Genomic DNA, 25,280 nt, shown 5'->3' on the forward strand with positions numbered 1-25,280 from the left:
TCTTACCAGGGACGCTTCTGCGGGTCTTCGGGGAAGACGTCGTAGTTCTGCGGTTCCTGGTCGCTCGGCGGCACGTTGTACTTGGTCAGCAGGTAGGACAGTACCTCGGCGGCGGTGTCCTCCACCTCCCAGGTCTTCCAGTCGCCCTGAGGCCGGTGCACGGAGATCGCCACGACGAACTGCGGATCGTCGAGGGGGGCCACGCCGGCGAAGGAGGTGGTGTAGCCGTTGTAACCGCCCACGCCTGCGGCCTCACCGGTGCCGGTCTTGCCGCCCACTCGATAACCGGGGATCTGCGCCGGTCCCGCGGTGCCCAGTTCGACGACACCCTCCATCATGCGCAGCATCTCCTCGGAGGTCTCCTCGGAGTAGATCCGGGTGCCCTCGCCCTCGGGGAGGACGTTCTCCGAGCCATCGGCGTCGATGTAGGCATCGATCAGCTGAGCCTCCTTCTCCACCCCGCCGTTGGCCACCGTCTGCAGGATCTGGGCGAGGTGCAGCGTGGTCTGGGTGTAACCCTGGCCGAACATGGTGGTGAACCGCTGACGGCCGTCCCACTGGGAGGGTTCCACCAGGATGCCCTTGTTGCTGCCGGGCAGTCCGATGTCGATGTGGTCTCCGACGCCGAGCTGCTTCAGGTAGTCGTAGCGGACCTGGTCCTCGACGGTCTGCGCGACCTGCACGGTGCCCGTGTTGTAGGACCGCGTGAAGATGCCCGCCGTGGTCATGTCATACGTGTCGTGGGGCATGGAGTCATTGATGACCTGGCCGTCGAACTCCTGCTTGTTCGGGACCGTCCAGGTGTCCTGGGGCGAGATGCCACCCTTCTCGAGAGCGGTGGCGAAGGTGGAGATCTTGCCGGTGGAGCCCGGTTCATAGGACTGGGTCAGGGACGTCGGCCGCCAGAACAGGCTGTCCGTGGCTGAGGGATCCGAGGGGTCCACGGTGGTGGAGTCGGCCATCGCCACGATCTCGCCGGTCTTGGCGTTCATCACGGTGATGTTGCCCCAGTCGGCGTTGTAGGACTCGGTCTTCCGGGAAATCGCCTCCTGGGCGAACCACTGCACGTCCTGGTCGATGGTCAGCCGCAGGTCCTGGCCGTCCACGGCGGGGGTCTCGGAGAACTCCGCGTTGGGGATGCGCACGCCGTCCGCGGCGATCTCGTAGGTCCGCTGGCCCTCCGTGCCCGAGAGGTGCTCGTCCTGGCTCAGTTCGAGACCTTCCAACGGGGTGCCGTCTCCTCCGAGGAAGCCGAGGATGGAACCTGCCACCGAGCCGTTCGGATAGGAGCGTTCGGACACCGGTTCGGCCAGCAGGCCGGGGATGCCGATCTCCATGGCCTTTTCCTTGACCTCCGGCGTGATGCCCTTCATGACGACCTTGTAGGGACGGTCACCGACCATGCGCTCGCGCAACTCCGCGGCGTCCACATCGAGGATGCCGGAGAGTTCCTGCAGGGAGTCCTCCAGGGCCACGTCCTCCATGGAGGTGGTCTCGTTGTTCCACTTGCGGTAGTCCTTGACGAGCCGCTGGTCCGCCACGAGGTCGTAGCGGTCCACCGAGGCGGCGAGCACACGGCCCTGGGAGTCGAGGATGGAGCCGCGCTCCGGTGTGATCGAGACGGAGCGCAGCCGCTCCTTCATTGCCTCGGAGGCATGACCCGATGCGTCGACGCCCTGGATGACCACCAACCGCAGTGCCAGCACCACGAGTAGAGCCAAGGCGAGGAGGATGCCGAGCCGCAACCGACGCCCGCTGGCGTCCACGGCGGCGCCTGTTCCGGTTCCGGGAGTCCTGGCCATCTACGGTGTCCTTCCTGCCCGGTGTCGGGTGCGGTGTTCGGTGGTGTCCTACGGGTGGTCGGTCAGGGGCGTGTCACGTTAGTTTCCACGGGCGGAGAACTCCGGGGCCGGGATCGTGCCGCCGTTGAGGCTATCCGATCCCCCGGCCGCACCCTCCTGCGCTGGGCTGTCGGCCCTGTCCGCCGAGCCGTTCCCGGTGGCATTCTCACCGGACGGAGCGGGCAGGTCAGCGAAGGCGCCGACGTCGGCGGAGTCCACCACCGCCTCGGGCGTCTCCGCGTCCGAGGCGGTGGAGGCCGAGCCGGCAGCGGCTGCGGCCCGCTTCTCGGAGGGGCTCTCGGGGGCGGCCACATGGCCACTGGGCTTGTCCTCGGCGTCGGCTGCGGTGGCAGTACCGGTGACCGCACCGCTGGGCAGGTCGATCGAGGCGACGTCTCCGGGGTTGACCATGCCCAGCTTCGTGGCCTCGGCTGCCAGGTTCTGCGGAGCTTCCAGGTGTTCGACCTGCTGGCGGAGCAACTCGTTGGACTGGCTCAGGTCCAACTGCTCGTTCTTGAGCGAGACCAGTTCGTACTGGCGGTTGGACACCGTGATATTGGTGACGAGGACAGTCATCAGGGCAGCGACCAGGACGGAGACGCAGAGCCCGGCGAATCCGCGGCCGGACTTGCGGATGGGAGCGGGGACGAGCGCCAATGGGGTGCGCCGGCGCGACGAGGCATTCTGGCCGGCGTCACCATCGGGCTGCCGTGCGGGCCGGATGACGGGTTGCCAAGGAGCAGCCTGTCCGATCTGCGGAGCGGTGCTCTCGCGGGTCGGGACGGGCTGCTGCATGGCGAGTCGCTGCTGCGTTGCGGTCATGCTTTGCTCCTTGATGCTCTGATCTTCTCAACTGCTCGCACTTTCGCTGAGGAGGCGCGAGGGTTTTGTTCGATTTCTTTCTCGGTGGGCTTGTCCACGCCCCGGGTGACGACCTTGACCACGGGGGCGTGTTCCTCGAGTTCGATCGGGAAGCCGGGGGGCGCCGTGGAGGTGGCGTCGGCCATGATCGCCCGCTTGGTGATCCGGTCCTCGAGAGAGTGGTAGCTCATGATGACCAATCGGCCACCGACAGCCAGATGCCGCAGCGCCGCCGGGAGCGCCTCCTCGAGGACGTCGAGCTCCTCGTTCACCTCGATCCGCAGGGCCTGAAAGGTCCGCTTGGCCGGATGACCACCGGTCTTCCCGGCTGCCACGGGGACTGCTCCGCGAATGACCTCGACGAGGGGGCCGGTGGAGGTGAAGGGCGACTCGGCCCGGGCCTTGACGATGGCCGAGGCGATCCGTCCGGCGAACTTCTCCTCACCCCAGGCCCGGATGATCCGCCGCAGCCGATCCTCGTCATAGTCATTGACCACGTCGGCGGCGGTGATGCCGCCCGTGGTGTCCATGCGCATGTCCAGCGGCGCGTCGTACGAATAGGCAAAGCCCCGCCCTCGTTCGTCCAGCTGGTAGGAGGAGACTCCCAGGTCGTAGAGCATGGCGTCGGCCTCGTGGAAGCCCGCGGCGGCCAGGGCGTCGTCGACCTCGTCATAGGTGCCGTGCCACGTGTGGAGCCGCTCCCCGGCCCAGGCCAGTCGTTCGCTGGCGAGGCGCAGGGCCTCGGTGTCACGGTCGATGCCCACGACGACGGCGTCCGGGTGACGCTGCAGGATCGCCTCGGCGTGACCCCCCATGCCGAGGGTGCCATCGAGGTAGACCGGCGTTCGTCCGGCCCGGCGGGCGGCTTCGAGGCCCGGCGACATCAGGTCCAGGACACGGTCTTGCATGACGGGGACGTGCCGGTCCTGTGCCGGAGTCGGTTCGGTTGCCAAGCGTTGCCTCCCCTTCCCTCGCTGATGGGTGTTCCGGTCCCTTTAAGTGACAGGCGGACCCTTGGACCAGATCCCCATCCGCTCACCGGTTCCGTGCCTGGCCCGGGGGAAGTCGGGTCAGGTCCGGCCGAGGGCGGCTGGAGGTCTCATTCAAGAATCCGCGCTGTGTGGTTATGCATCCGGGTCTCCTAGAAGATCCCGGGCAGTACTTCCTCGTCAGTCTCGGAGAACGCGTTCTCCTGCTCCTCCAGGTAGGAGGACCAGGACCCGGCATCCCAGATCTCGGCCCTGCTGCCGGCACCGATCACGGCCAGCTCCCGGTCCAGTCCCGCATAGCTGCGCAACGGAGCCGGGATGGTGATGCGTCCCTGCTTATCCGGAGTCTCGTCCGACGCACCGGACAGGAACACACGGATGTAGTCCCTGGCCTGGCGTGAGGACAGTGGTGCCGACCTCATCTGCTCGTGAACCTTCTCGAACTCACGAGCACTGAAGACATAGATGCAGCGCTCCTGCCCTCGAGTGAGGACCAAGCCCTCGGCCAGCTCCTCTCGGAACTTGGCCGGGAGGATCAGCCTCGCCTTCTCATCCAGGCGCGGCGTATAGGTCCCAAGGAACACGACCCACCACCTTTGCCGTCTGAGAGGTGCGCGTGACCCTCCTTCTTCACCACCATCCTCTGATGTCCTCCACTTTACCCCACAACCCCCCACAGTCAAGCCAAAACGGGGTGGAGACACGGCGTGGCGCAGGGTCGTTCACGGCTGCCCTCGCTTCCCCGCCTAGCCGCCCTTCCTTGTCATCAAGGGGATTTGCGGCGAGGGGACGGTGCCGCCCTCCCCTCAGGGTCAGACGGGGAGGGCGGTGGAGGGAGTGGAGGGAGTCCCGCGCACTCGCCGCCTGTCTGCCGCCCGCCACGGCGCTCCCTCCCCCGTCACGGGGGCGGTGCCCTGCCTTGAGCGCGCCGGGAACGGGAAGTGAGGAGGGAAGTGGGGAGGGAAGTGGGGAGTGCGGTGGGGAGCGCAGTGGAGGGCACGCCGGCACATCCCGTTAACGACGAAACCCCGCCGCTGAGCGACGGGGTTGCGATTCCGGACATGCCATGGCAGTCCGGAGTATTCAGTAGTGATCAGCGCACGATCAGGGTTCCTGGTTGCGGCGTTCCTCCCACCGCTGCTCCAGATTCGCCATGAAGGGCGAGTTCTTCTTGGCGGCGGCGGAGTCGTGGCCCCGTCCACCCGTGGGCTGCCGAGACCGGCTCGTGGCCACGTAGACCCCGGCCGCCATGACAATGAACCCGATAATGCCCAACCAGATGAACTGTTGGGAGACGCCCCATAGGAGGGCGCCGAGTCCCACCGCCGCGGTCACCGCGCCGGCCACCAATCGGGTGGTCGAAAAACGAGAGGCACCCGCTTCACTCATGCTCGTGGCAAAGTGCGGGTCCTCTGCATTCAGCTGTTGTTCCAGCTGCTCAAGGAGCTTCTGCTCCCGCTCAGACAACGGCATCGCTGCCTCCTCTTCCGGCCCGGGCCTTCCCGTTCATCTAGCATAGGGCTCGCCCGGGCCCCCACGCCATATCGGTGACGCCCTTTGACCGTCTTGATACGAACAGTTCCGCGATCAGCGAATATCTTTGCGCTGGGCCGGCCCCGATTCCGGCGCGTTCCGCTCCACCAGCGTGGCGGGCTTCAACGCGGCGTGAGGGAATTTACGGCGGATGTCATCGGCTACCCGATCCGCCTCGGACCAGTCTGCAGGAGGGCTCTCGTCCTCCCACAACAGAGCCTCCTGCACCACCTCGTCGGCGCCGGACAACCGCTCCGCGCGGATCCCCAGCAACCGGACTGGGATGCCCTGGCCGTCCGTGAGCCCGGCCAGGAGAGCTTCAGCAGCCTCGGCGAGGGGTCCGGCGGAGTCCACGGGCGCCGGCAACGTCATGGTGCGGGTCTTCACGGACAGATCCGGCGCCTTGACCTTCACGCTGACCGCCCCCGCACGGAAGCCGGCGCGGCGTAGCCTAATGGCGCCCTCATGGGCCAGTGCCACCAGGTGCCGGTGGAGGACAGCCGGGTCGCGGACATCCTGTTCGAACGTCTTCTCCACACCCAGGCTCTTGGTCTCTCGCTCGGGCGTGACGGGACGGGGATCGATCCCCCGGGCCAGCTTCTGCAGGGCCGGCCCCTGGACTCCGAGCCACCGCTCCATCCGCTGCGGGGACTGGGATGCCAGTTCGGCCACCGTGGTGAGGCCGGCCGCCACCAGTCGCTCACGCAGGACCGGCCCCACACCCCAGAGAGCGGAGACCGGCAGCGGGTCCAGGTAGGCGCGGGTCCGCTCCGGTGGGACCACCACGAGGCCATCGGGCTTGGCCCGCGTGGAGACGATCTTGGCGACGGATTTGGTGGCCGCCGCACCAACGGTGCAGGGCAACCCCGTCCGTTCACGGACCTGCTCCCGGATCAGGGCGCCGATCCGCGCGGGCGAACCGAGCCGGCGTCGTGCCCCAGAGACGTCCAGGAAGGCCTCGTCGATGCTGAGCTGTTCCAGAACCGGAGTGAAGGACGTCAGGATCCGCATCACGTCAGAAGAGGCAGCGGCATAGCGTTCGGGCCGGGGTTCCACCACGGCGACACCCGGGCAGAGCGCTTGGGCATGCGCCAACGGCATGGCCGAGCGCACTCCGAAGGCGCGCGCTTCATAGGAAGCCGACAGGACCACCGATCGGCCGCCACGGTGTGCGACGAGCGAGGGGATCCCCGCTAGTTCCGGATGGTCGAGCAACTCCACCGACAGGAAGAAGGCATCCATGTCCACGTGCAGGATCACGGCGTCCCAGGATCCATCCGATCCGCCGGTCTCGGCGGACGTCAGGGTCCTGCGCTCTGTCATGGGACCAGCTTAGAGCCCGCGGCCACCGGTAGTCTGGGCACGCCGCCGAACCGCCCCCAGGAGCCCAAGGAGCACCGTGCCCGTCCCCCCTTCTCTCCCCCAGACCACCGACATCGACCACGAGTCGGCCTTCGTCCGGGCCGTAGGGGTCCGCATGGTCGAGCTGTTGGACGGGTACCGTGGCCGCGCAGCGGCAATCTCCGACTCCGCCACCCCTTTGGTGGAGTCGATCGCCGGACTCGTCCGCGGCGGGAAGCGGATGCGGGCCGTGTTGTCCTGGTGGGGCTGGCAGGGCGCCGGAGGTCACCCCGATGACCCGCGCATCCTGGATGCGGCCGTGGCACTCGAATTGTTCCAGGCCGCGGCCCTGATCCACGACGACATCCTCGATCGATCCGACACCCGCCGGGGTGCCCCCAGCATCCACCGCGCCTTCGAAGCCCGCCACCAGCAGGCGGGCTGGCGGCAGGACCCCTGTCATTTCGGGGTGTCCGCCGCCATCCTGACGGGCGACCTGTGCCTGTCCCTGAGCGAGGAGGTGTTCGCCTCCGCCGCCGATGCCTCCACGAACCCGGCGGGCGCGCGAAGCCTGTTCAACGAGATGCGGTTCGAGGTCATGGCCGGCCAGTACCTGGACATCCTCGATGAGGTCGAGGTGCCGGGCCAGGACCCGGCCGAGGCCTTGCAGCGCGCTCGCACTGTCCTGCGGTTCAAGTCCGCCCGGTACTCCGTGGTCCACCCGCTGGGCCTGGGCGGGATCCTGGCCGGCGCGGACGAGGACCTGCTGGAGCACTACGGGCGGATCTCCGCGCCCCTGGGCGAGGCTTTCCAGCTGCAGGACGATCTACTCGGCGTCTTCGGTGACCCCGCGGTGACCGGGAAGCCGGCAGGGGACGATCTGCGCGAGGGGAAGCGCACCGAGCTGGTGGCACACGCCCTGGACCTGCTCACCCCCAGCCAGGTGGCAGAAGTGGAGGCAGCGCTGGGCGATCCGCAACTGTCCCCTGAGGCCGTGTCTCGGATCCAGACGCTGTTGGAATCAGGAGGCGCCCGTGCCCGGGTGGAGCGCGAGGTCCTCGACCTCGGTGACGCTTCCCTGGCCGCCCTGGTCGAAGCGCCCATGGACCAGGGCGCCAAAGTGGGGCTGGGGCAGTTGGCCCGGCAGATCTTGGACCGGAAGCACTAGGCTCCGGTCGGGACTGACGACTACCAGGCCAGCGCCTGCGCCCTCCGGCGTATCTCCGTCTTGCGACCCTCCCGCAACGCGTCGATGGGCCGGCCCGGGAGGGATTCGTCCGACGTGTAGAGCCAGCGAATGGCCTCGTCATCTGAGAACCTGGCGTCCCTGAGGACCGAGATAGTCCCCTTCAGCGGCTCCAGGGGACCGTCCTCCACCAGGAAGAGGGCCGGAACGGCACGGGCGTGACGTTCGCCGACCTTGGCGGTCAGCAACCGTCCTTCACTGACCATGTTGTGGACCCGAGTGACCGGGATGTCCCATTTCTCGGCCAGGTCGGGAAAGTACTCCCAGTCCTGGACCAGGTCTTCGAGCGTCGGCTCCTGCGATGCGGCGTTGTTGCCTGCGGCGGTATTCACCCGTCCAGCCTAACGACTGACGCGGCAGCGTGGGACACCCCGTACCCACGGCCGGTTGCCGAGACTGTCCAAGCGCAACGCGGCTACGTTGCCGAATCGTTACCGTCTAGATTCCCTTCCGTAACTACCTTCAGGTACGTTTACATCTGTCACATTTTCATTACAGGCATCATCAGACGTGGTTTGTCATTCTGTTCACACCCGTGACAGGAGCAGCCTCGGTGGTGCAGCACCTTCAGAGGAAACCCACATGACTGATCGCCCTTCCGGTACGCCACGCCTGTTGAAGTCCGCCCTGGCCACGTCAACCCTGCCGCTCATGGTGCTGGGCTCAGCCGCCCTGGCCACGCCGGCGGTAGCCGACGCCCCTCGTCAAGCGCTCACCCCACGGTCCGCCTCGCCCGTGAACATCGAGACGGCACAGCTGCGACTCTCCACCGCGTCGCTGGCCTCGAGCGTTCCCGCTTCCTTCTCCGGCGCCGGTGCCGTCAAGAGCGCCAAGGCTGCCGCCAGCTACACGGTCAAGGCCGGGGACACCCTGTCCCACATCGCCGTGCGCCACGATCTCTCACTGTCGGCACTGCTGAAGGCCAACGGCCTCTCGGCCTCCACGATCATCCACCCGGGCCAGAAGATCACGCTCCCGGGCTCCGCGCCGTCGTCTTCCACGTCCGCCCAGACCGCATCCAGCGGCACCACTGCCCAGACCTACACCGTCAAGGCCGGGGATACCCTGTCCCACGTCGCCGTGCGCCATGACCTCGCCCTCTCCTCCCTGCTGGCGGCGAACGGCCTCTCGGCGTCCTCGATCATCTACCCGGGCCAGAAGCTCACGCTCTCCGGCGGCACCACGGTGGCTCAGGCCTCGTCCGGCAGTTCCACCGCCAGCGCTTCGACCACCGCCAAGACCTATACGGTCGTTTCGGGAGACACCCTGTATGGCATCTCCTCCCGCCACGGTGTCAGCCTGTCCACCCTCCTCAAGGCCAATGGCATCACCTCCTCCTCCACCATCTACCCGGGCCAGAAGCTCAAGCTCTCCGGCAGCAGCAGTACCCCTGCCGCCACGCCTGCCGGTTCGCCGGCCGGGAACGCTGCGGCCACGACCTACACGGTGAAGTCGGGCGACACCCTCTCCGGCATCGCCGCTCGCAACGGCATGGGCCTCTCCGTGCTGCTGAAGGCCAATGGCCTGTCCTCGACCGCGACCATCCACCCAGGACAGAAGCTGAAGCTCTCCGGCAACACCACCGTCGCCCCTGCCTCCTCCGGTACTCCAGCAAACAGCACCGTGCAGTCGTACACCGTCAAGTCCGGTGACACCCTCTACGGCATCGCGTCACGGAACGGCATCAGCCTGTCCACCCTGCTGTCGGCGAACGGCTTCAGTGAGTCGGCCACCATCCACCCGGGACAGAAGCTCAAGCTCTCCGGGTCCGGGTCATCCGCCGCCCCGGCGGAGGACGACCTCGTCCCGAATACCTTCCTGCACTACACCTACCCGGACCACATCGTCCGCGACGCCAACGAGAACAAGCGGGCCCTGCTCAATGCCGGAGTCCCATCCCGTTCCCAGATGCAGGCGATCATCGCGGACACCGCCCGGCAGATGGGCGTCGATCCGTCCCTGGCCCTGGCCCACGCCTTCACCGAGTCCAGCTTCAACCACGCCTCGGTCTCCCCGGCCAATGCGATCGGTGCCATGCAGGTCATCCCGAGCTCGGGCGACTGGGCCTCAGACCTGGTCGGACGCAAGCTCAACCTGCTGGACCCGCATGACAACGCGACGGCCGGCGTCGCAATCATCCGCCAGCTGCAGCGCACGGCCGGTTCCTTCGACATCGGCGTGGCGGCCTACTACCAGGGACTGGGTGGTGTGCAGCGCAACGGCATGAAGTCGGACACCAAGGACTATGTGGCCAAGGTCAAGAACTACATGAAGCGCTTCTGAGCCTCCGGTCCCCGGACCGGACGCTGGGCCGGTCTACCCTGTAATGGTGAAGGAATACCGCGCCGACCCCATGAACGGGACCGTCATCGAGGGACGGTACGAGGTCCGAACCCGGCTGGCCCGGGGCGGCATGTCCACGGTGTACCTGGCGGTGGACCAGCGTCTGGACCGCGAGGTCGCGCTCAAGGTCCTCTACCCCCACCTCGCCGAGAACCCCGACCTGGTCGAACGGTTCGAGCAGGAGGCCAAGACCGCGGCCCGACTCTCCCATCCGCACGTGGTCAATGTGCTGGACCAGGGCGTGGACGAGCACCCGGACGGAAACCTCGCCTACCTCGTCATGGAGTATGTGCCGGGCTACACGTTGCGGACCGTTCTGGAACGGCGTAGCTCCATGACCCCTCGTGTGGCGTTGGCCTACCTGGAGGCCATCGTCGACGGACTGGCGGCGGCCCACCGGGCCGGCCTCGTCCACCGGGACATGAAGCCGGAGAACGTGCTGGTGTCCAGGGACGGTCGCATCAAGGTCGCCGACTTCGGCCTGGCCCGAGCCACCACCAATTTCACCGGGACGGGTGCTGCCTTGGTCGGAACCGTGGCCTACATCTCCCCGGAACTGGTCAGCGGCTCCCCTGCGGACGAACGCAGCGACGTCTACGCCGTCGGCATCATGGCGTACGAGATGCTGACCGGCCGCCAGCCCTTCACCGGGTCTTCCCCTATCCAGGTGGCCTATCAGCACATCAACAACGAGGTGCCCGCCCCGTCCGAGGCCGTCCCGGGACTGGCCACCGACCTGGACCGGCTGGTCCAGTGGTCGACGGCGCCGAACGCACGCGACCGCCCGGCGGACGCCGCCGTCCTCCTGGCCGAGATTCGCAGTCTCCGATCGTCCCTCCCTGACGAGGACCTCGATATCGAGGCATTCACGGCACCCGCGGCTGCCGGGGCTGCAGCGGCCGCCGCCGGTCCGGCCGGCACCGAGGTACTGGGCTCTCAGGGCTATCACCGCGAAGCCGAGCCCGACGACTCCCAGGATGCCGACGACGGCGATGGGGCCCGGGACGACGGCGAGTCCTGGGACCAGGAGGCCACGGACGTCATCGGATCCGTGGACCACCTCAATGCCACCGACCTCCTGGATCCCGGGGCGACGACGTTCTTGCCGCCGGCCTTGCCGCCGGCCGGCCATCACCGCACCTCGGTGCTGCCCACGCTCCAGCCAGACGAGCACGGGACTCCACCGGCCGGGCCTCACACCCGCCAGTCCGATGTGTCGGGCTCGTCCGGAGCACCTGCCCTCGAGGCTCCCGGGACGGACCAGACCGACAGGACGGGCACGACCGGCAGACCGGGCCGTACCGGGCGGACCGTCAGGGCACCAGGCCGTTCCGTCTCTGCACGCCAGGAGCGGCGCCAAGCAGCCCGCCAGGCGAAGACCCCCACGGAGGTCCTCGGCCACCGCAACGGCAAACGCATGTGGATCTGGGCCGCCGTCGTGCTCATCATCACCGCCATCCTGGTCCTGGCGGGCTGGTTCTTCGGTGCCGGCCCCGGCGGCGTGGTCACCGTCCCGGAGGTGGAGGGCCGCAGCAAGATCTCGGCGGTGGATGCGCTCCAGCAGACGGGAGTCGGCTATGCCCTGGCCAGCGTCCACCATGACGTGGTGGCAGAGGACAGCGTGATCGCCACCGACCCCCAGGGCGGAACCGAAGTGAGGCGGTTCAACACGGTGCTGGTCACGGTGTCCTTGGGACCTGAACTGTTCGCGGTGCCCGATCTGACCGGTCTAGGACAAGACGAGGCCGAAGCCACCCTCCAGGACGCCGAACTGGCCTTGGGCACCGTGACCCACGAATACTCCGGCACCGTGGAGCAGGGCTCCATCCTCAGCCAATCCCCTGCCGCCCAGGACGAGCTGCGCCGCAACCACGCGGTCTCCGTCGTCGTCTCAGAGGGGCCTCAGCCGGTCGCCGTCCCGGATCTCTCTGGGATGACGGTGGAGGAGGCCACGTCCGAACTGGAGGCGGCCGGCCTGCAATTGGAGGTCAGCGGCAGCGAGCACTCCGCCTCCGTCGAGGCGGGCCGCATCATCACCCAGGATCCGGCCGAGGGCGACGTGCTGCCCGGGTCGACGGTCACTGCGGTCCAGTCACTGGGGCCGAGGATGATTGAGGTCCCCGATGTCACCGGCCAACCCCAGGGTGAGGCGCGTCGTCAGCTCGAGGAAGCCGGCTTCGAGGTGGAGGAGACCGAGATTCTCGGCGACTTCTTCGGCAGCCGAGAGGGCCGGGTCCGGAACCAGTCACCCGAGTCCGGGGCCGAGGCGGCCGAGGGGTCGACGGTGCGGATCCTCATCCTCTAGTCATCCTGTGTCCGGCGGTAGGTCGTCCGGACCAATGCGGACGTCCAGCCGGTCAGGCCGGACGTCCGCCGCCTGCTCTAGACCGAGCGGCCGGGGTGGGACAGGGCCTCGGTGACCAGGAACGCCATCTCGAGGGACTGTTGGTGGTTCAGTCGCGGATCCACCAGTGTCTCGTAGCGGTCGGCGAAGGCTGACTCGTCGATCGGGTCCGAACCGCCCAGGCACTCCGCCACGTCGTCACCGGTCATCTCCACGTGCAGGCCGCCCGGGTAGGTCCCGGCGGCCCGGTGGACCTCGAAGAATCCCCGCACCTCGTCCATGACGTCGTCGAACCGTCGCGTCTTGTAGCCGTTGGCGGCGGTGACCGTGTTGCCGTGCATCGGGTCGGTGACCCACAGCGGCTGGGCTCCCGAGTCCCGGACCGCTTCCACCAGGGCGGGCAGGTTCTCCCGGATCCTGCCGGCACCCATCCGGGTGATGAAGGTCAGCCGGCCCGGCTCGCGTTCGGGATCAAGCTTGTCGATAAGCGCCAGAGCGTCCTCGGGTTTCGTGGTGGGCCCGAGCTTCACGCCGATCGGGTTCCGGACCTTGGAGAGGAACTCCACATGGGCGCCGTCCAGGTCACGGGTCCTCTCGCCGATCCACAGGAAGTGTCCGGAGGTCGAGTACGGCAGGCCGGAGCGGGAGTCGATACGGGTCAGGGCTCGTTCGTAATCCAGCAGCAGGGCCTCGTGGGCCGTGAAGAAATCCGTACGACGCAGGGCACTGAAGTCCACGCCCGCGGCGTCCATGAACCGCACCGCACGATCGATCTCACCCGCGAGCTCCTCGTAGCGGGAGTAGGCGGGATTCTTCATGAAGCCCTGGTTCCAGGCGTGCACGGACCGCAGATCGGCGAATCCACCCTGGGTGAAGGCGCGGACCAGGTTCAGCGTGGCGGCTGAGGTGTTGTAGGCCTGGACCATGCGCTGCGGATTGTGACGGCGGGATTCCGGGGTGAAGTCGAAGCCGTTGACGATCTCGCCGCGGAAGGACGGCAGGGTGACGCCGTCCCGAGTCTCGGTGTCCGAGGACCGAGGCTTGGCGAACTGGCCGGCCATCCGGCCCATCTTCACCACCGGCAGCGAGGCACCGTACGTCAGGACCACGGCCATCTGGAGGATGGTCTTGACCCGCGCACTGATCTTGTTGGCCGTGGCGCCGGCAAAGGTCTCGGCGCAGTCACCACCCTGGAGCAGGAAGGCCTCGCCTTGGGCGGCTGCGGCCAACTGGGTGCGGAGCACATCCACCTCACCGGCGAACACCAGCGGCGGGGCGGAGGACAGCTCCGCCATCGCGGACTCGAACTCGGCCGGATCCTCCCAGGTGGGTTGCTGGGACACCGGCTTTGCCCGCCAATCATCCAGGCCGGGATAGTCGGCCGCGCCATTGGATTGGGCTGAGCCGAAGGCCGGGAAGTCTGTGGTGGGATCCGAAATCATGGTTACAGGGTACGGAACCCCGGCCGTGGATGCGCGCTTGTGACCTACTGCGCGTCCGGTGCGCCCGAGGCGGGCTGGCTCTTCACGGTGGAGGCGTAGACGTCCACGTACTCCTGGCCGGAGAGCCTCCGGATGGCCTCCACGATCTGATCGGTGACCTGCCGTTCCACGAAGCGGTCTCCGGCGCGGTCGTAGTACTCCGAGAAGTCCAGGGGCTGGCCGAAGATCATGCCCACGCGGCGGATGCTGGGGATGGCGCGGCCGATGGGCTGAACCTTGTCCGTTCCGATCATCGCGATCGGCACCACGGGCACCCGGGCGTTCAGGGCGAGCTTGGCCACGCCCAGCTTGCCCCGGTACAGCCGTCCGTCCGGACTGCGCGTGCCCTCCGGATAGATCCCGAGGAGCTTGCCGTCCTGCAGCACCTCGAGGCCGGACCGGAGCGAGTCGAGCGAGGCCATGCCACCGGCCCGGTCCATGGGCAGCTGGTTGGTGGCCTCGAAGAACTTCCGGGTGATCCACCCCTTGGGTCCCTTGCCCGAGAAGTACTCCTTCTTGGCCAGGAAGTGCACCTGCCGGTACAGCTGGGCTGGCATGAAGATGGAGTCGGACACCGAGAGATGGTTGCTGGCCAGGATGGCCGCCCCCTCCTCGGGCACATTGTTCAGCCCCTTGACCCAGGGGCGGAACAGGAGGTTCGTCACGGGTGCCACCACGAAGGTCTTGGCGAACCAATAGAACACGGAAGATGAACCTCTCCTCAGACGGTGCGGACCGGCACCAGTCTAGGAGTATGGAGCCACCGTGGCGGCTAGGCTGGCGTGATGGATCCCCTGCAGAGGCCGATGACCCTGGGCGGCGCCCCGGATGGCGTCCTGGCCTGCGGCCCCGGCTCCACCGCCGTCGCGCTGTTCCACGGTTTCACCTCGGGCCCGTTCTCGGTAGCCCCGTGGGCCACGGCCCTCGCGCAGGCCGGTGCCGACGTCGAGGTGCCCTTGCTGGCCGGCCATGGCAACCGGTGGGAGGACCTGGAACGGATCACCGCCGCAGACTGGCGCGCCACCGCCCGCCAGACCGTCGATCACCTACTCGCCAGCCACGAGCACGTGTTCGTGGCGGGGCTGTCCATGGGTGGTGCCCTCGCCCTCGACGCCGCAGCCCACCGGCCGGTCGCGGGGGCCGTGGTTGTGAATCCGGCCCTGCGGTTCGCCTCCGCGGCCGCACCCCTGGCCGGGCTGCTCCGTCTCGCCGTCCGCACCGTCGCACCCATTGCCAATGACACGGTGCGCCCCGATGTGGACGAACGAGCCTATCCCCGCACCCCGCTGGCCGGCGTGCGCCACGTCGGCGCGGTGCAGACGGCGGCCCGCCGCGCCCTGCCGGACATCGACTCACCGGTGCTGGCGTTCCGCTCCACCACAGACCACGTGGTGCCGCATTCCTCGATGACCGCCCTGGGGAGCGGACTCTCGCCTGGACTGCTGACAGTCCGGCCGCTGTACAACAGCTATCACGTGGCCACCCTGGACTGGGACGCCGGCCTCATCCACGACGAGTCGATCGCCTTCATGTCCGCCACCGTGGACTCCCGCCGCCGGGAAGGACTGTCATGACTGAACGCCGGGACGGATCTCACGGTCACGAGCATGACGGCGAAGGAGACCGCGAGCACCAGGACCAGGCCGAGATCGATCGCCAGTGGCAACAGATCGTCGAGGGCCTCGGCCCGCTCGAGCCGTCTGGGCCCGCCCCCGAACCACCCACGGCGGAGCGACCCGACCTCGCCTCATACTTCGCCGAGACACCGGCGTGGGGGCCGCGGGACTACACCGTCGACGATGAGGACGAGGGTGACTTCGTCCCGCCCGATCCTCCTGCCCTGGCCACCGGACGTCCGGCCATGGTCTTGAGCGTGGTCGGGCTGATCGGCGGTCCGGCGGCGTTGCTGTTATCCGCCCTCTTCTGGCCCGGCATCCCCGGCATCGTCGTCACGGTCTTCATCGCCGCCTTCGTGGCCGGGGCGATCGGCTTGTTCCTGTCCCTGCCCCGGGACCAGGATCGCCGTGATCCCTGGAACGACGACGGCGCCCAGGTCTAAGGGTCCGGCCGAGTTCCGCGGAGACGGGCTACCGCGCCGACGAGGAGCCCGGCCCGGTTGACAGCGCCCGCACGGGCCAGCCCGCGCGTTCCAGCGCAACTCCCGCTGCTCCCACCCATCCGGACCGATTGCCCAAGGTCGCGACCGAGACCGACGGAAGGGGACGGCGTCGTCCGCCGGGAAGGTGCCGGGCCAGTTCCTCACGCGCGGGCGCCAGCAGCAACTCCCCTGTGGCGGCCACACCGCCGCCGATGACGAACCGTCCCGGATCCAGGACTGCTGCCAGCGTGGCCAGGCCGCGGCCGAGCCACCGGCCGGTGCCGGCCACGGCGTCGCGGCAGGCCGGGTCTCCGTCCAGGGCGTCGTCGATGGTGGCACGCGCCGAGGTCCGCCCGGCACGGGCCGCCAGGGCGTCCGCGGAGACGAGCAGTTCCCAGCAGCCGGTATTGCCACAGGGGCACGGCGGGCCGGACGGGTCCATGGTCATATGCCCGAACTCACCGGCCATGCCGTGCTCGCCGATGTCCACGGCGCCGTCCCGAACCAACGCACCGCCGATGCCGGTGCCGATCGCCACGAAGACCATCCGGTCCGGGCCGTCGGTGGATGGTGCCAGCCGAGCTTCTGCCCAAGCCGCCGCATCGGCGTCATTGACCACCGAGGGCACGGGGATCGCCCCCGGGGTGTGGCCGATCGGTTCCTCGGGTGTCACCGGGAGTCCGGTGAGGCCGGAGAGGGCGCGGGAGAGGTCCTGCGGCAGGGCACGGTCCCGCCAGCCGCCCAGGTGCGGACTGAACACCGACCGACCGCTGTGCGGATCGATCCAGGCCGCGGCGGAGACACCCCACACCACGGGGAGGCCGGGCCAGCGGGAGCGGAGACCGATGTACTGGTCCCGGGCGACGGCGGCACACAGGGCGGACAACGCGTCTCCGTCCGATTCGACCTGGTGCTCGATCCGGGTCTCAGCGGCCTCCATCGCGGAGCCTCCGCCACCCGGCAGGACCGTCCCGGTCAGGGTCCCATCGGCGGTCAGAACCACCGTTCCCGCCTTCACGGCGCCCCCACCCACGTCCATGCCGATGGACGCGGCGACCGGTGTACTGCCAGCACGAACCACGTCAGCCACGTCCAGACCCCCTTCGGTCCCCGCTCAGTATCCCCGATGCTCTTGGGGCTCCCGGTCCACCGACACGGTACGGCGTCGCACCGCCGGTTACCGGTGGGTAGTATGATCACGATTGTGGTACAGCCCACACCGGTTCCGGGCTAGTCCTGTAAGGTCGAAAGCCCCGGGCATCCCCGCTCGGGCCGGTCGGCACCGAAGAGCGCCACATCGCCACACAGCGGCACCGCCAAGCACCAGGAGCGCACGTTGAAGGAATACATTACCCCTCCCACGGTCCAAGTCCCCCAGGAGACGAACATCACCGATCTCCTCGAACAGCAGGTCCTGGCTGATCCCCAACGGCCGCTGTTCGCCCGTCAGGCCTCACCCGGCCAGTGGACCGATGTCAGTTCCTCCGCCTTCCATGAGGATGTCCGGACCTTAGCCCGTGGCCTGGCCGCTGCCGGCCTCGAGGCCGGGGACCGCATCGGGATCATGTCCCCCACGCGCTACGAGTGGACCCTCGTGGACTTTGCCATCTGGTACGCCGGGGCGGTGACGGTCCCCATCTACGAGACCTCCTCCCCCAGCCAGGTGGCCTGGATCGTCTCTGATGCCAACGTGCGTGCCGTCGTCTGCGAGACGGCCCGCCACCGCACCGTGGTGGAGACGGCCATCCGTCAGGAACAGCTCGACCCCCTGGTGGCCAGCTGGCTGATCGAGGCTGACGGACTGGACGAGTTGCGCTCCCTGGCAGCCCGGGGACCGGACGAGGACATCATGGAGTCACGCCGCACCGCCGCCAACCTGCCCGATCTGGCCACCATCATCTACACCTCGGGCACCACCGGGAAGCCCAAGGGCTGTGAACTCACCCACGGCAACTTCGCCGAGCTCAGCCTGCAGGCCCTCGGGACCGATCTGGCCGGGATCGTCAACGCCCGGTCCACCACCGTCATGTTCATCCCGCTGGCGCACGTCTTCGCCCGGTTCATCTCCGTGCTGGCGCTGGCCGCCGGCGCCAAGGTGGGGCACACCTCGGACATCAAACAACTGGTCCCGGACCTGCAGTCCTTCAAGCCGACCTTCCTGCTGGCCGTCCCCCGCGTCTTCGAGAAGGTCTACAACTCGGCCCAGCTGAAGGCCGAGACGGGTGGCAAGGGGAAGATCTTCGCCGCCGGGGCACAGACCGCCATCGACTACTCGAAGGCCCTGTCCGACGGCAAGGTCCCCCTCATGCTCCGTGCGAAGCACGCGCTCTTCGGCAAGCTGCTCTACGGCAAGATCCGGGACGCCATGGGCGGGCAGGTCGCGCACGCCGTATCCGGTGGCGGCCCCCTCGGCTCCCGCCTGGGTCACTTCTTCCGCGGAATCGGCGTCAACATCATGGAGGGCTACGGCCTCACCGAGACCACCGCGCCCGTGACCGTCAACGTCCCCAGTGCGGTGAGGATCGGCACGGTCGGCAAACCCCTGCCGGGCAACGGTGTCCGCATCGCCGACGACGGCGAGATCCTCGCCCAGGGCGTCTGCCTGATGCGCGCCTATCACAACCGACCGGACGTCACGGAGAAAGAGATCGTGGACGGCTGGTTCCACACCGGAGACATCGGCTCCCTGGATGAGGACGGCTACCTGACGATCACCGGCCGCAAGAAGGAGATCATCGTCACCGCCTCCGGCAAGAACGTGGTGCCTGCCGTCCTGGAGGACCAGGTCCGCGCGGACGCCCTCGTCTCCCAGTGCGTGGTCGTCGGGGACAATCGTCCTTTCGTTGCCGCACTCGTGTCCCTGGACGCCGAGATCCTGCCGGGCTGGCTCCAGCAGCACGGCATCGCCGCGGACACTCCGGTGGAGGAACTGGCTTCCCACCCCGTCGTGGTGGAGCATGTCCAGTCCGTGGTGGACAAGTCCAATCAGTCGGTGTCCCAGGCGGAGTCCATCCGGGCCTTCCGGATCGTTCCGGCGGACTTCTCCATCGAGTCCGGCCAGCTGACCCCGTCGCTGAAGATCAAGCGCAACGTGGTGCTGAAGGACTTCGACAGCCTGGTCGAGGAGATCTACGCGGCACCCAAACCCGCGTAGGGCCTACACCAGTCCGCTGTCCGGGACCTCCAGGCCCAGCAGGGCGTTCTCCACGACCTCGCTCAGGGCCGGATGGATCCAGTACTGGCCGCGCGCCAGGGTATGGGCGTCCACGCCGAAACTCATGGCCTGCACGAGCAGCTGGATGAGGTTCGGAGCCTCATGGCCGATGAGGTGCGCCCCGATCAGCTGCCCGCTCTGGCGGTCGGCGATGAGCTTGCACAGGCCGGTGGCGTCCTCCATGGCCCAGCCATAGGCCACATCACCGTACTCCTGCACCTTGACGCTGATCCGCTCACGGCCGTACTCGGCCACCGCCTGGGCCTCGGTCAGTCCGGCCGACCCGATCTGCGGCCTGGTGAACACGGCGGAAGGGATCGGGCCCAGCGTGTTGGCCCTCAGGTCGTCCGGATGTTCCAGGTTGTGGGCGACGATCCGCTGATCGTGGTTGGCCACGTGCTTGAGCTGGTGCTCACTGGAGATGTCCCCCAGTGCCCACAGCCCCGGAACCGGTGCTCCGCCGGAGAGCAGCCGCTGGTACTCGTCCACCACCAGCCGGCCGTCGCCGTGCACGTCCAGGCCGGCGGCGGCCGGGTCCAGCCGGTCGGTGTTCGGGGTCCGCCCCTGGGCCACGAGGACCGCCTCGGCGTCGATCACCATAGTGGCACGCTCTGGTCCTTCGAGATGAACGGAGACCCACCCGGACTCCGCCTCCTCGATCCGGGACAGGGTCCACCCGGTCTCGAGCCGCCATTGCCGGGAGGCCAGCTCGGTGAACCGCTCCGAGACCGTCTCGTCATGGGTGCGCAGCAACTGCGAGGAGCGGTTGACCTGGACCACCGAGGAACCAAGACCGGAGTAGACGGCGGCGAACTCGGCGGCAATGAAACCTCCGCCGAGCACCACCAGTGTCTCGGGCAGCTTCGGCAGCCGCATGATCGAATCCGAGGTGTGCACCTGCGGCAGGTCGATGCCCGGGACGTCCGGCCGCACCGGGCGTGATCCCGCGGCCACCACGATGGTCTCCGATTCCAGGACCCGCCCGCTCGCCGTCGTCAGCTGGTGGATGCCGGTGAACCGGCTCTCCTCGGTGATGACGGTGGTGTGGTCCAGTTCCTGATCGCGATACCGGAAGCCTCCCGCGGAGATCGCGTCGACCCGGGAGAAGATTCGGTCCCGGATCCCGGCCCAGTCCGTCGAGCGGAGCTCCAGGTCCACGCCCAGCCGTCCGGATTCAGCCGGGACGGCCGCCAGGGAGGCAGGGTAGGCGAACATCTTCGTGGGGATGCAGCCGACGTTGAGGCAGGTGCCACCGAAGATCCCGGCATCGACGATCGCCACCCGCCGGTCGTCCCAGTAGGGAGTGACCAGCGAGTTGCCGGAGCCGGAGCCGATGATGATCAGGTCAAACGATTCGGTGGTGTTGGTGCCCATGGACCCAGCCTACGGTCCACGGGCACCGACCCCGGCCTGATCTCGCTCGACGACCCCGGTGTCAGTCCACGACGAGGAGCAGGTCGCCGCCCTCCACCGGGGTGGTGCCGCTCAGCACCACGCGGGACACGGTCCCACCGGCCTGGGCCGTGATGGCCGCCTCCATCTTCATGGCCTCGATGGTGGCCACGGTGGCGCCGGCCTCCACCGCGTCCCCCTCGGCGACGTTGACCGTCACCACCCCGGCGAACGGTGCGGCGACATGACCGGTGGCCGCGGGGTCCGCCTTCTCGGCGGCACGGGCCGTCGATTCCACGGAGCGGTCCCGGACCGTGATCTGGCGCGCCTGCCCGTTCAGGGTCACCATGACGGGCCGCAAACCCTTGGCATCGGGCTCGCCGATCGCCTGGAGCGTGGCCAGCAGGCGGACGCCCTTGCCCAGGGAGATGACGTGTTCCTGCCCCGTCACCATCCCGTAGAGCCAATCGCGGGTGTGGAGCACCGAGGTGTCTCCGAACTCGTCCCGATTGGCCTCGAACTCCTGCGTGGGGCCCGGGAACAGGAGCCGGTTGAGCGTCGCCTGACGTGGGGCGCCGGGCTCGGCCAACGACGCGCGGTCCTCGGCCGTGAGCTCGGCCTCCGGACGGCGCTGGCCCCGGTTCTGCAGGGCCCGGCTGCGGAACGGTTCCGGCCAGCCTCCGGGCGGGTCGCCCAACTCACCGGACAGGAAACCGATCACGGAGTCCGGCACATCGAAGTCCTGCGGGTTCTCGGCGAAGGCGGCGGGGTCAACATCCATGCCGACCAGCTGCAGGGCGAGGTCGCCGACCACCTTGGAGCTGGGCGTGACCTTGACGATATTCCCCAGCATCGCGTTGGCCGCCTCGTACATCTTCTCGATCTGCTCGAACCGGTCCCCCAGTCCCAGGGCGATGGCCTGCTGGCGCAGGTTGGAGAGCTGGCCGCCGGGGATCTCGTGGCGGTACACGCGGCCGGTGGGTGCCGAGAGCCCGGATTCGAAGGGGCGGTAGATCTCGCGGATCGTCTCCCAGTACGGCTCGAGTCCCGCGGCCTGGTCCAACCCCAGGCCGGTATCCCGCTCCCCGTGCTCCAGGGCAGCGACGAGGGCTGACATCGGGACCTGGCTGGTGGTACCGGCCATGGAGGCCACGGCGGTGTCCACGGCGTCGACTCCTGCCTCGGCTGCAGCCAGCAGGGTCGCCAGCTGGCCACCGGCCGTGTCGTGCGTGTGCAGGTGCACCGGCAGGTCGAACTCGCCGCGCAGGGCACCGACCAGTTCCTTGGCGGCCTGGGGGCGCAGCAGTCCGGCCATGTCCTTGATGGCCAGGACGTGCGCGCCGGCGTCCACCATCTGCCGGGCGAGCCCCAGGTAGTAGTCGAGGGTGTACAGCTTCTCGGCCGGATCCAGCAGGTTGCCCGTGTAGCACAGGGCCGCCTCCGCCACGGCGGTCCCGGTGGCTCGGACCGCCTCGATGGCCGGGGCGATCTGGCCGACGTCGTTCAGGGCATCGAAGATGCGGAAGATGTCCACGCCGGTGTCCGCGGCCTCCTGCACGAAGGCGTTGGTCACCTCGACCGGGTACGGGGTGTAGCCCACCGTGTTGCGGCCGCGCAGCAGCATCTGCAACGGGATGTTCGGCAGTTCCTCCCGCAGCAACCGCAGCCGGGCCCACGGATCCTCGGCCAGGAAGCGCAGCGCCACATCATAGGTGGCCCCGCCCCAGGCCTCGACGGAGAACAGTCCCGGCAGGGTGTGGGCGATCGCGGGCGCGGCGGCCAGCAGGTCCCGCGTACGGACCCTGGTGGCCAGCAGCGACTGGTGGGCGTCGCGGAAGGTGGTGTCCGTGACGGCCAGCTCCGTGCGGGAGCGCAGCTCGGCAGCGAAGCCCTCCGGCCCCCGCTCCAACAGCACCTGGCGCCATCCGGCCGGTGGCTGAATGGACGACGGGCCGTCGAAGGGGCTGCGGTCCGGCTCCTCGGACTTGTCTCCGGGGAAGTGCGGCAGCTTGTCCCGAGGATCGATCCCGTCCACCCGCGGACCGTGCGGCTGGTTCACGGTGACGTCGGCCAGGTACTGCAGGGCCTTGGAACCGCGGTTCTGGCTGCGGTTCACCTGGGCCAGCTCCGGGTGGGCGTCGATGAAGTCGGTGGCCACGTCCCCGGCCACGAAGCTCGGGTCGTCCAGCACGTTCATCAGGAAGGGGATGTTGGTGGCGACGCCGCGCACACGGAACTCGGCCAGGGCGCGCCGGGTGCGGCGCACCGCCGTCGGGTAGTCGCGGCCTCGGCAACTGAGCTTGACGAGCATCGAGTCGAAGTGCGGACTGATCTCGGCGCCGGTGTAGATGGTGCCGCCGTCCAGCCGGACGCCGGAGCCGCCGGCCGAACGGTAGGCGGTGATGGTGCCAGTGTCCGGCCGGAAGCCGTTCGACGGATCCTCCGTGGTGATGCGGCACTGCATCGCCGCCCCACGGATCTGCAGGTCCTCCTGATGGATGCCGAGTTCGTCCAGGCTGTGCCCTGCCGCGATCCGCAGCTGGGAGGCCACGAGGTCCACGTCCGTGATCTCCTCGGTGACCGTGTGCTCCACCTGGATGCGGGGATTCATCTCGATGAACACGTGCTGCCCGGCCCGCTCACCGGCGGTGTCCACGAGGAACTCGACCGTGCCGGCGTTGACGTAGTCCATGGCGCGGGCGAACTTCACCGCGTCGGCGTACAGCGCCTCACGGATGGAGTCGTCCAGGTTGGGAGCTGGAGCGATCTCGATGACCTTCTGGTGGCGCCGCTGCATGGAGCAGTCGCGTTCGAAGAGGTGGACCGTCTCCCCCGTCGCGTCGGCCAGCACCTGGACCTCGATATGCCGGGGCCGCAGGACTGCCTGCTCCAGGAACATGGTGGGATCGCCGAAAGCGGTCTCGGCCTCGCGCATGGCCGCATTCAGGGCGTCCGGCAGGTCGGCCGAGGTCTCGACCCGGCGCATGCCACGGCCGCCACCGCCGGCAACGGCCTTGACGAAGATCGGAAATCCGATGTCCTCGGCCTGGGAGACGAGCCAGTCCACGTCCGAACTCGGCTCCGAGGACTTCAGCGTCGGGATCCCGGCGGCCTTGGCCGCACGCAGGGCCTCAACCTTGTTGCCCGTCAACTCAAGGACGTCGGCCGGCGGACCGACGAAGGCGATGCCCGCCTCCTCGCAGGCGCGCGCCAGCCCAGCGTTCTCGGACAGGAAACCATATCCGGGGTAGATGGCGTCACAGCCCGCTTCCTTGGCCACCCGGATGATCTCGTCCACATCCAGGTAGGCGCGGATCGGGTGGCCCTCCTCCCCGATGCGGTAGGCCTCGTCCGCCTTCTGCCGGTGGATGGAGTTCCGGTCTTCATAGGGGAACACCGCCACGGTGCGGGCACCCAGCTCGTAGCAGGCGCGGAAGGCGCGAACGGCAATCTCGCCGCGGTTGGCCACCAGCACTTTGGTGAACATGCCATCGGTCGTCCTCGGGGACATGGGACCTCCTCGGTGGCCGGCGGATCCGCCGGCCGACGTTGTCGCGCTGGTCGCGCTCGGGTGAACCACCTCGTTGTGGTTCACATCACGCGCCAGTTTTGCACACGCCGGAGGCCTGGCCCAATGACCCCCGTCACACGGCGACCGGCACTAGACTAGAGGCTGGTTCTTCGGCCATTCATCGGTCAAGGTCCCCCTTCGCCTACCGTGCCCCACCACAGTCAGGATTCCCACGCCGTGCAGATCATCTCCATTTCCAGCCTCAAGGGCGGGGTCGGCAAGACCTCGGTCACCCTCGGACTGGCCTCCGCGGCGCGGGTCCAGGGCATACCCACCCTGGTGGTGGACATGGACCCCCATGCCGACGCCACCACCGGACTCGGCGTCAAGCAGGGCCAGGACATCGAGGGTCGAGAGGACATCGGCACCCTGCTCGAACGGCCCCGGCGGGTGAGCATGGCCGACCACGTCATCGCCTCCGGCTGGCCTGACCTCACTCCGGGTGCCACCGAGACCGGAGTCCCGGGAGGCACAAAGGTCCTCGACGTGGTGCGCGGCTCTTCCCGCACGTCCCTCTTTGAGCGACCCACCACCCGGCTGCGCGAACTGCGGCGACTGAGCACCCTACTGGAGTCCGTGACCAAATACGCCTTGGTGCTGGTCGACTGCCCGCCCGCCCTGAACGGCGTCACTCGCATGGCCTGGGCGGCTTCCACGGACGTCCTGCTGGTGGCGGAGCCCAGCCTGTTCTCCGTGGCGGGCACGGAGCGGACCCTGCGGGCCCTGGATCTGTTCCGGAAGGAGTACGCCCAGGGAGTCCATTCCACCGGGGTGGTCGCCAACCGGGTGCGCCCGGCCAGCACGGAGCACCAGTTCCGACTGGGTGAGATGGAGCGCATGTATGGAGACCGCCTGCTCCCGGTCGCCATCCCCGAACAGGGCAATTGGCAGCAGATCCAGGGCGCCGCCTGGCCGGTGCATGCCTGGCCCGGGGAAACGGCTGCTCAGTCGGCCGAGCTCTTCGAGGAGCTGCTCTCCGCGCTGCACCGGCCGCAGGGACGCCGCAGCCAGCGCCGGCACTGAGAA

Annotated in this window: 19 protein-coding genes; 7 read left to right on the top strand and 12 right to left on the bottom strand. The window is 68.4% G+C overall.

Annotation, left to right across the window (positions count from 1 at the left end; genetic code table 11):
* Window positions 1-2: 2 nt before the first annotated feature.
* The 6 genes from C8E99_RS05795 to dinB all read right to left on the bottom strand — a co-directional run bounded on the left by C8E99_RS05795 (window position 3) and on the right by dinB (window position 6,547).
* A complete protein-coding gene (locus C8E99_RS05795; protein WP_115931491.1) occupies window positions 3-1,802 on the bottom strand; it encodes a peptidoglycan D,D-transpeptidase FtsI family protein in 1,800 nt (599 codons plus the stop codon).
* A gap of 78 nt (window positions 1,803-1,880) precedes the next feature.
* On the bottom strand, window positions 1,881-2,663 hold the full coding sequence (gene ftsL / locus C8E99_RS05800; RefSeq protein ID WP_115931492.1) for a cell division protein FtsL: 783 nt from the start codon (window positions 2,661-2,663) through the stop codon (window positions 1,881-1,883).
* Window positions 2,660-3,610, bottom strand: coding sequence for a 16S rRNA (cytosine(1402)-N(4))-methyltransferase RsmH (gene rsmH, locus C8E99_RS05805; protein ID WP_211309094.1), 951 nt, complete (start codon window positions 3,608-3,610; stop codon window positions 2,660-2,662). Before rsmH ends, ftsL begins: the two co-directional genes overlap by 4 nt.
* A 233-nt stretch (window positions 3,611-3,843) precedes the next feature.
* The gene (mraZ, locus tag C8E99_RS05810; protein ID WP_115931494.1) at window positions 3,844-4,275 is read right to left on the bottom strand and encodes a division/cell wall cluster transcriptional repressor MraZ; all 432 of its coding nucleotides are present in this window, start codon (window positions 4,273-4,275) and stop codon (window positions 3,844-3,846) included.
* A 520-nt stretch (window positions 4,276-4,795) separates the two neighbouring features.
* On the bottom strand, window positions 4,796-5,164 hold the full coding sequence (locus C8E99_RS05815) for a DUF3040 domain-containing protein (RefSeq protein WP_115931495.1): 369 nt from the start codon (window positions 5,162-5,164) through the stop codon (window positions 4,796-4,798).
* 114 nt (window positions 5,165-5,278) lie between these two features.
* The gene (gene dinB / locus C8E99_RS05820; protein WP_115931496.1) at window positions 5,279-6,547 is read right to left on the bottom strand and encodes a DNA polymerase IV; all 1,269 of its coding nucleotides are present in this window, start codon (window positions 6,545-6,547) and stop codon (window positions 5,279-5,281) included.
* 76 nt (window positions 6,548-6,623) lie between these two features.
* Between dinB and C8E99_RS05825 the strand changes: the two genes are divergently transcribed.
* Entirely contained in the window at window positions 6,624-7,733 is a 1,110-nt protein-coding gene (locus tag C8E99_RS05825; protein WP_245952108.1) for a polyprenyl synthetase family protein, read from the top strand.
* 20 nt (window positions 7,734-7,753) lie between these two features.
* On the opposite strand, the gene C8E99_RS05830 is transcribed toward C8E99_RS05825, so the two are convergent.
* Entirely contained in the window at window positions 7,754-8,143 is a 390-nt protein-coding gene (locus C8E99_RS05830) for an Rv2175c family DNA-binding protein (protein ID WP_245952109.1), read from the bottom strand.
* A 250-nt stretch (window positions 8,144-8,393) separates the two neighbouring features.
* Here C8E99_RS05830 and C8E99_RS05835 point away from each other — a divergent pair, with 250 nt between their 5' ends.
* Together C8E99_RS05835 and C8E99_RS05840 are read left to right on the top strand one after the other, a co-directional pair.
* A complete protein-coding gene (locus C8E99_RS05835; RefSeq protein ID WP_115931497.1) occupies window positions 8,394-10,094 on the top strand; it encodes a LysM peptidoglycan-binding domain-containing protein in 1,701 nt (566 codons plus the stop codon).
* A gap of 43 nt (window positions 10,095-10,137) precedes the next feature.
* Window positions 10,138-12,459 (top strand): Stk1 family PASTA domain-containing Ser/Thr kinase, encoded by a 2,322-nt coding sequence (locus tag C8E99_RS05840; protein WP_115931498.1) that lies wholly within the window; start codon window positions 10,138-10,140, stop codon window positions 12,457-12,459.
* A gap of 77 nt (window positions 12,460-12,536) precedes the next feature.
* Here the strand turns inward: C8E99_RS05840 and C8E99_RS05845 are convergent, their stop codons facing one another.
* Window positions 12,537-13,940, bottom strand: a complete 1,404-nt coding sequence (locus tag C8E99_RS05845; protein ID WP_115931499.1) for a class II 3-deoxy-7-phosphoheptulonate synthase — start codon at window positions 13,938-13,940, stop codon at window positions 12,537-12,539.
* A 44-nt stretch (window positions 13,941-13,984) separates the two neighbouring features.
* Entirely contained in the window at window positions 13,985-14,683 is a 699-nt protein-coding gene (locus C8E99_RS05850; protein WP_115931500.1) for a lysophospholipid acyltransferase family protein, read from the bottom strand.
* An 81-nt stretch (window positions 14,684-14,764) separates the two neighbouring features.
* Between C8E99_RS05850 and C8E99_RS05855 the strand changes: the two genes are divergently transcribed.
* Together C8E99_RS05855 and C8E99_RS05860 are read left to right on the top strand one after the other, a co-directional pair.
* Window positions 14,765-15,553 carry an alpha/beta hydrolase gene (locus tag C8E99_RS05855; protein WP_211308991.1) on the top strand — a complete coding sequence of 263 codons (789 nt, stop codon included), beginning with the start codon at window positions 14,765-14,767 and terminating at the stop codon, window positions 15,551-15,553.
* A complete protein-coding gene (locus C8E99_RS05860; protein WP_115931501.1) occupies window positions 15,550-16,038 on the top strand; it encodes a DUF308 domain-containing protein in 489 nt (162 codons plus the stop codon). The genes C8E99_RS05855 and C8E99_RS05860 overlap by 4 nt, the downstream gene beginning before the upstream one ends.
* A 28-nt stretch (window positions 16,039-16,066) precedes the next feature.
* Here C8E99_RS05860 and C8E99_RS05865 read toward each other — a convergent pair whose 3' ends face one another.
* On the bottom strand, window positions 16,067-17,167 hold the full coding sequence (locus C8E99_RS05865) for an ROK family protein (protein WP_115931502.1): 1,101 nt from the start codon (window positions 17,165-17,167) through the stop codon (window positions 16,067-16,069).
* Window positions 17,168-17,413: 246 nt separating this feature from the next.
* Between C8E99_RS05865 and C8E99_RS05870 the strand changes: the two genes are divergently transcribed.
* Window positions 17,414-19,231: an AMP-dependent synthetase/ligase gene (locus C8E99_RS05870; protein ID WP_115931503.1), complete on the top strand. Its 1,818-nt coding sequence runs from the start codon at window positions 17,414-17,416 to the stop codon at window positions 19,229-19,231.
* Between the two features lie 3 nt (window positions 19,232-19,234).
* Here the strand turns inward: C8E99_RS05870 and C8E99_RS05875 are convergent, their stop codons facing one another.
* A complete protein-coding gene (locus C8E99_RS05875) occupies window positions 19,235-20,665 on the bottom strand; it encodes a mycothione reductase (RefSeq protein WP_115931504.1) in 1,431 nt (476 codons plus the stop codon).
* A 61-nt stretch (window positions 20,666-20,726) separates the two neighbouring features.
* Window positions 20,727-24,170: a pyruvate carboxylase gene (locus tag C8E99_RS05880; RefSeq protein WP_115933260.1), complete on the bottom strand. Its 3,444-nt coding sequence runs from the start codon at window positions 24,168-24,170 to the stop codon at window positions 20,727-20,729.
* A 261-nt stretch (window positions 24,171-24,431) separates the two neighbouring features.
* On the opposite strand from C8E99_RS05880, the gene C8E99_RS05885 reads away from it, so the two are divergent.
* Entirely contained in the window at window positions 24,432-25,277 is an 846-nt protein-coding gene (locus C8E99_RS05885) for a ParA family protein (protein WP_115931505.1), read from the top strand.
* Window positions 25,278-25,280: the final 3 nt, after the last annotated feature.

This window comes from Citricoccus muralis (assembly GCF_003386075.1).
Lineage (GTDB): Bacteria > Actinomycetota > Actinomycetes > Actinomycetales > Micrococcaceae > Citricoccus > Citricoccus muralis.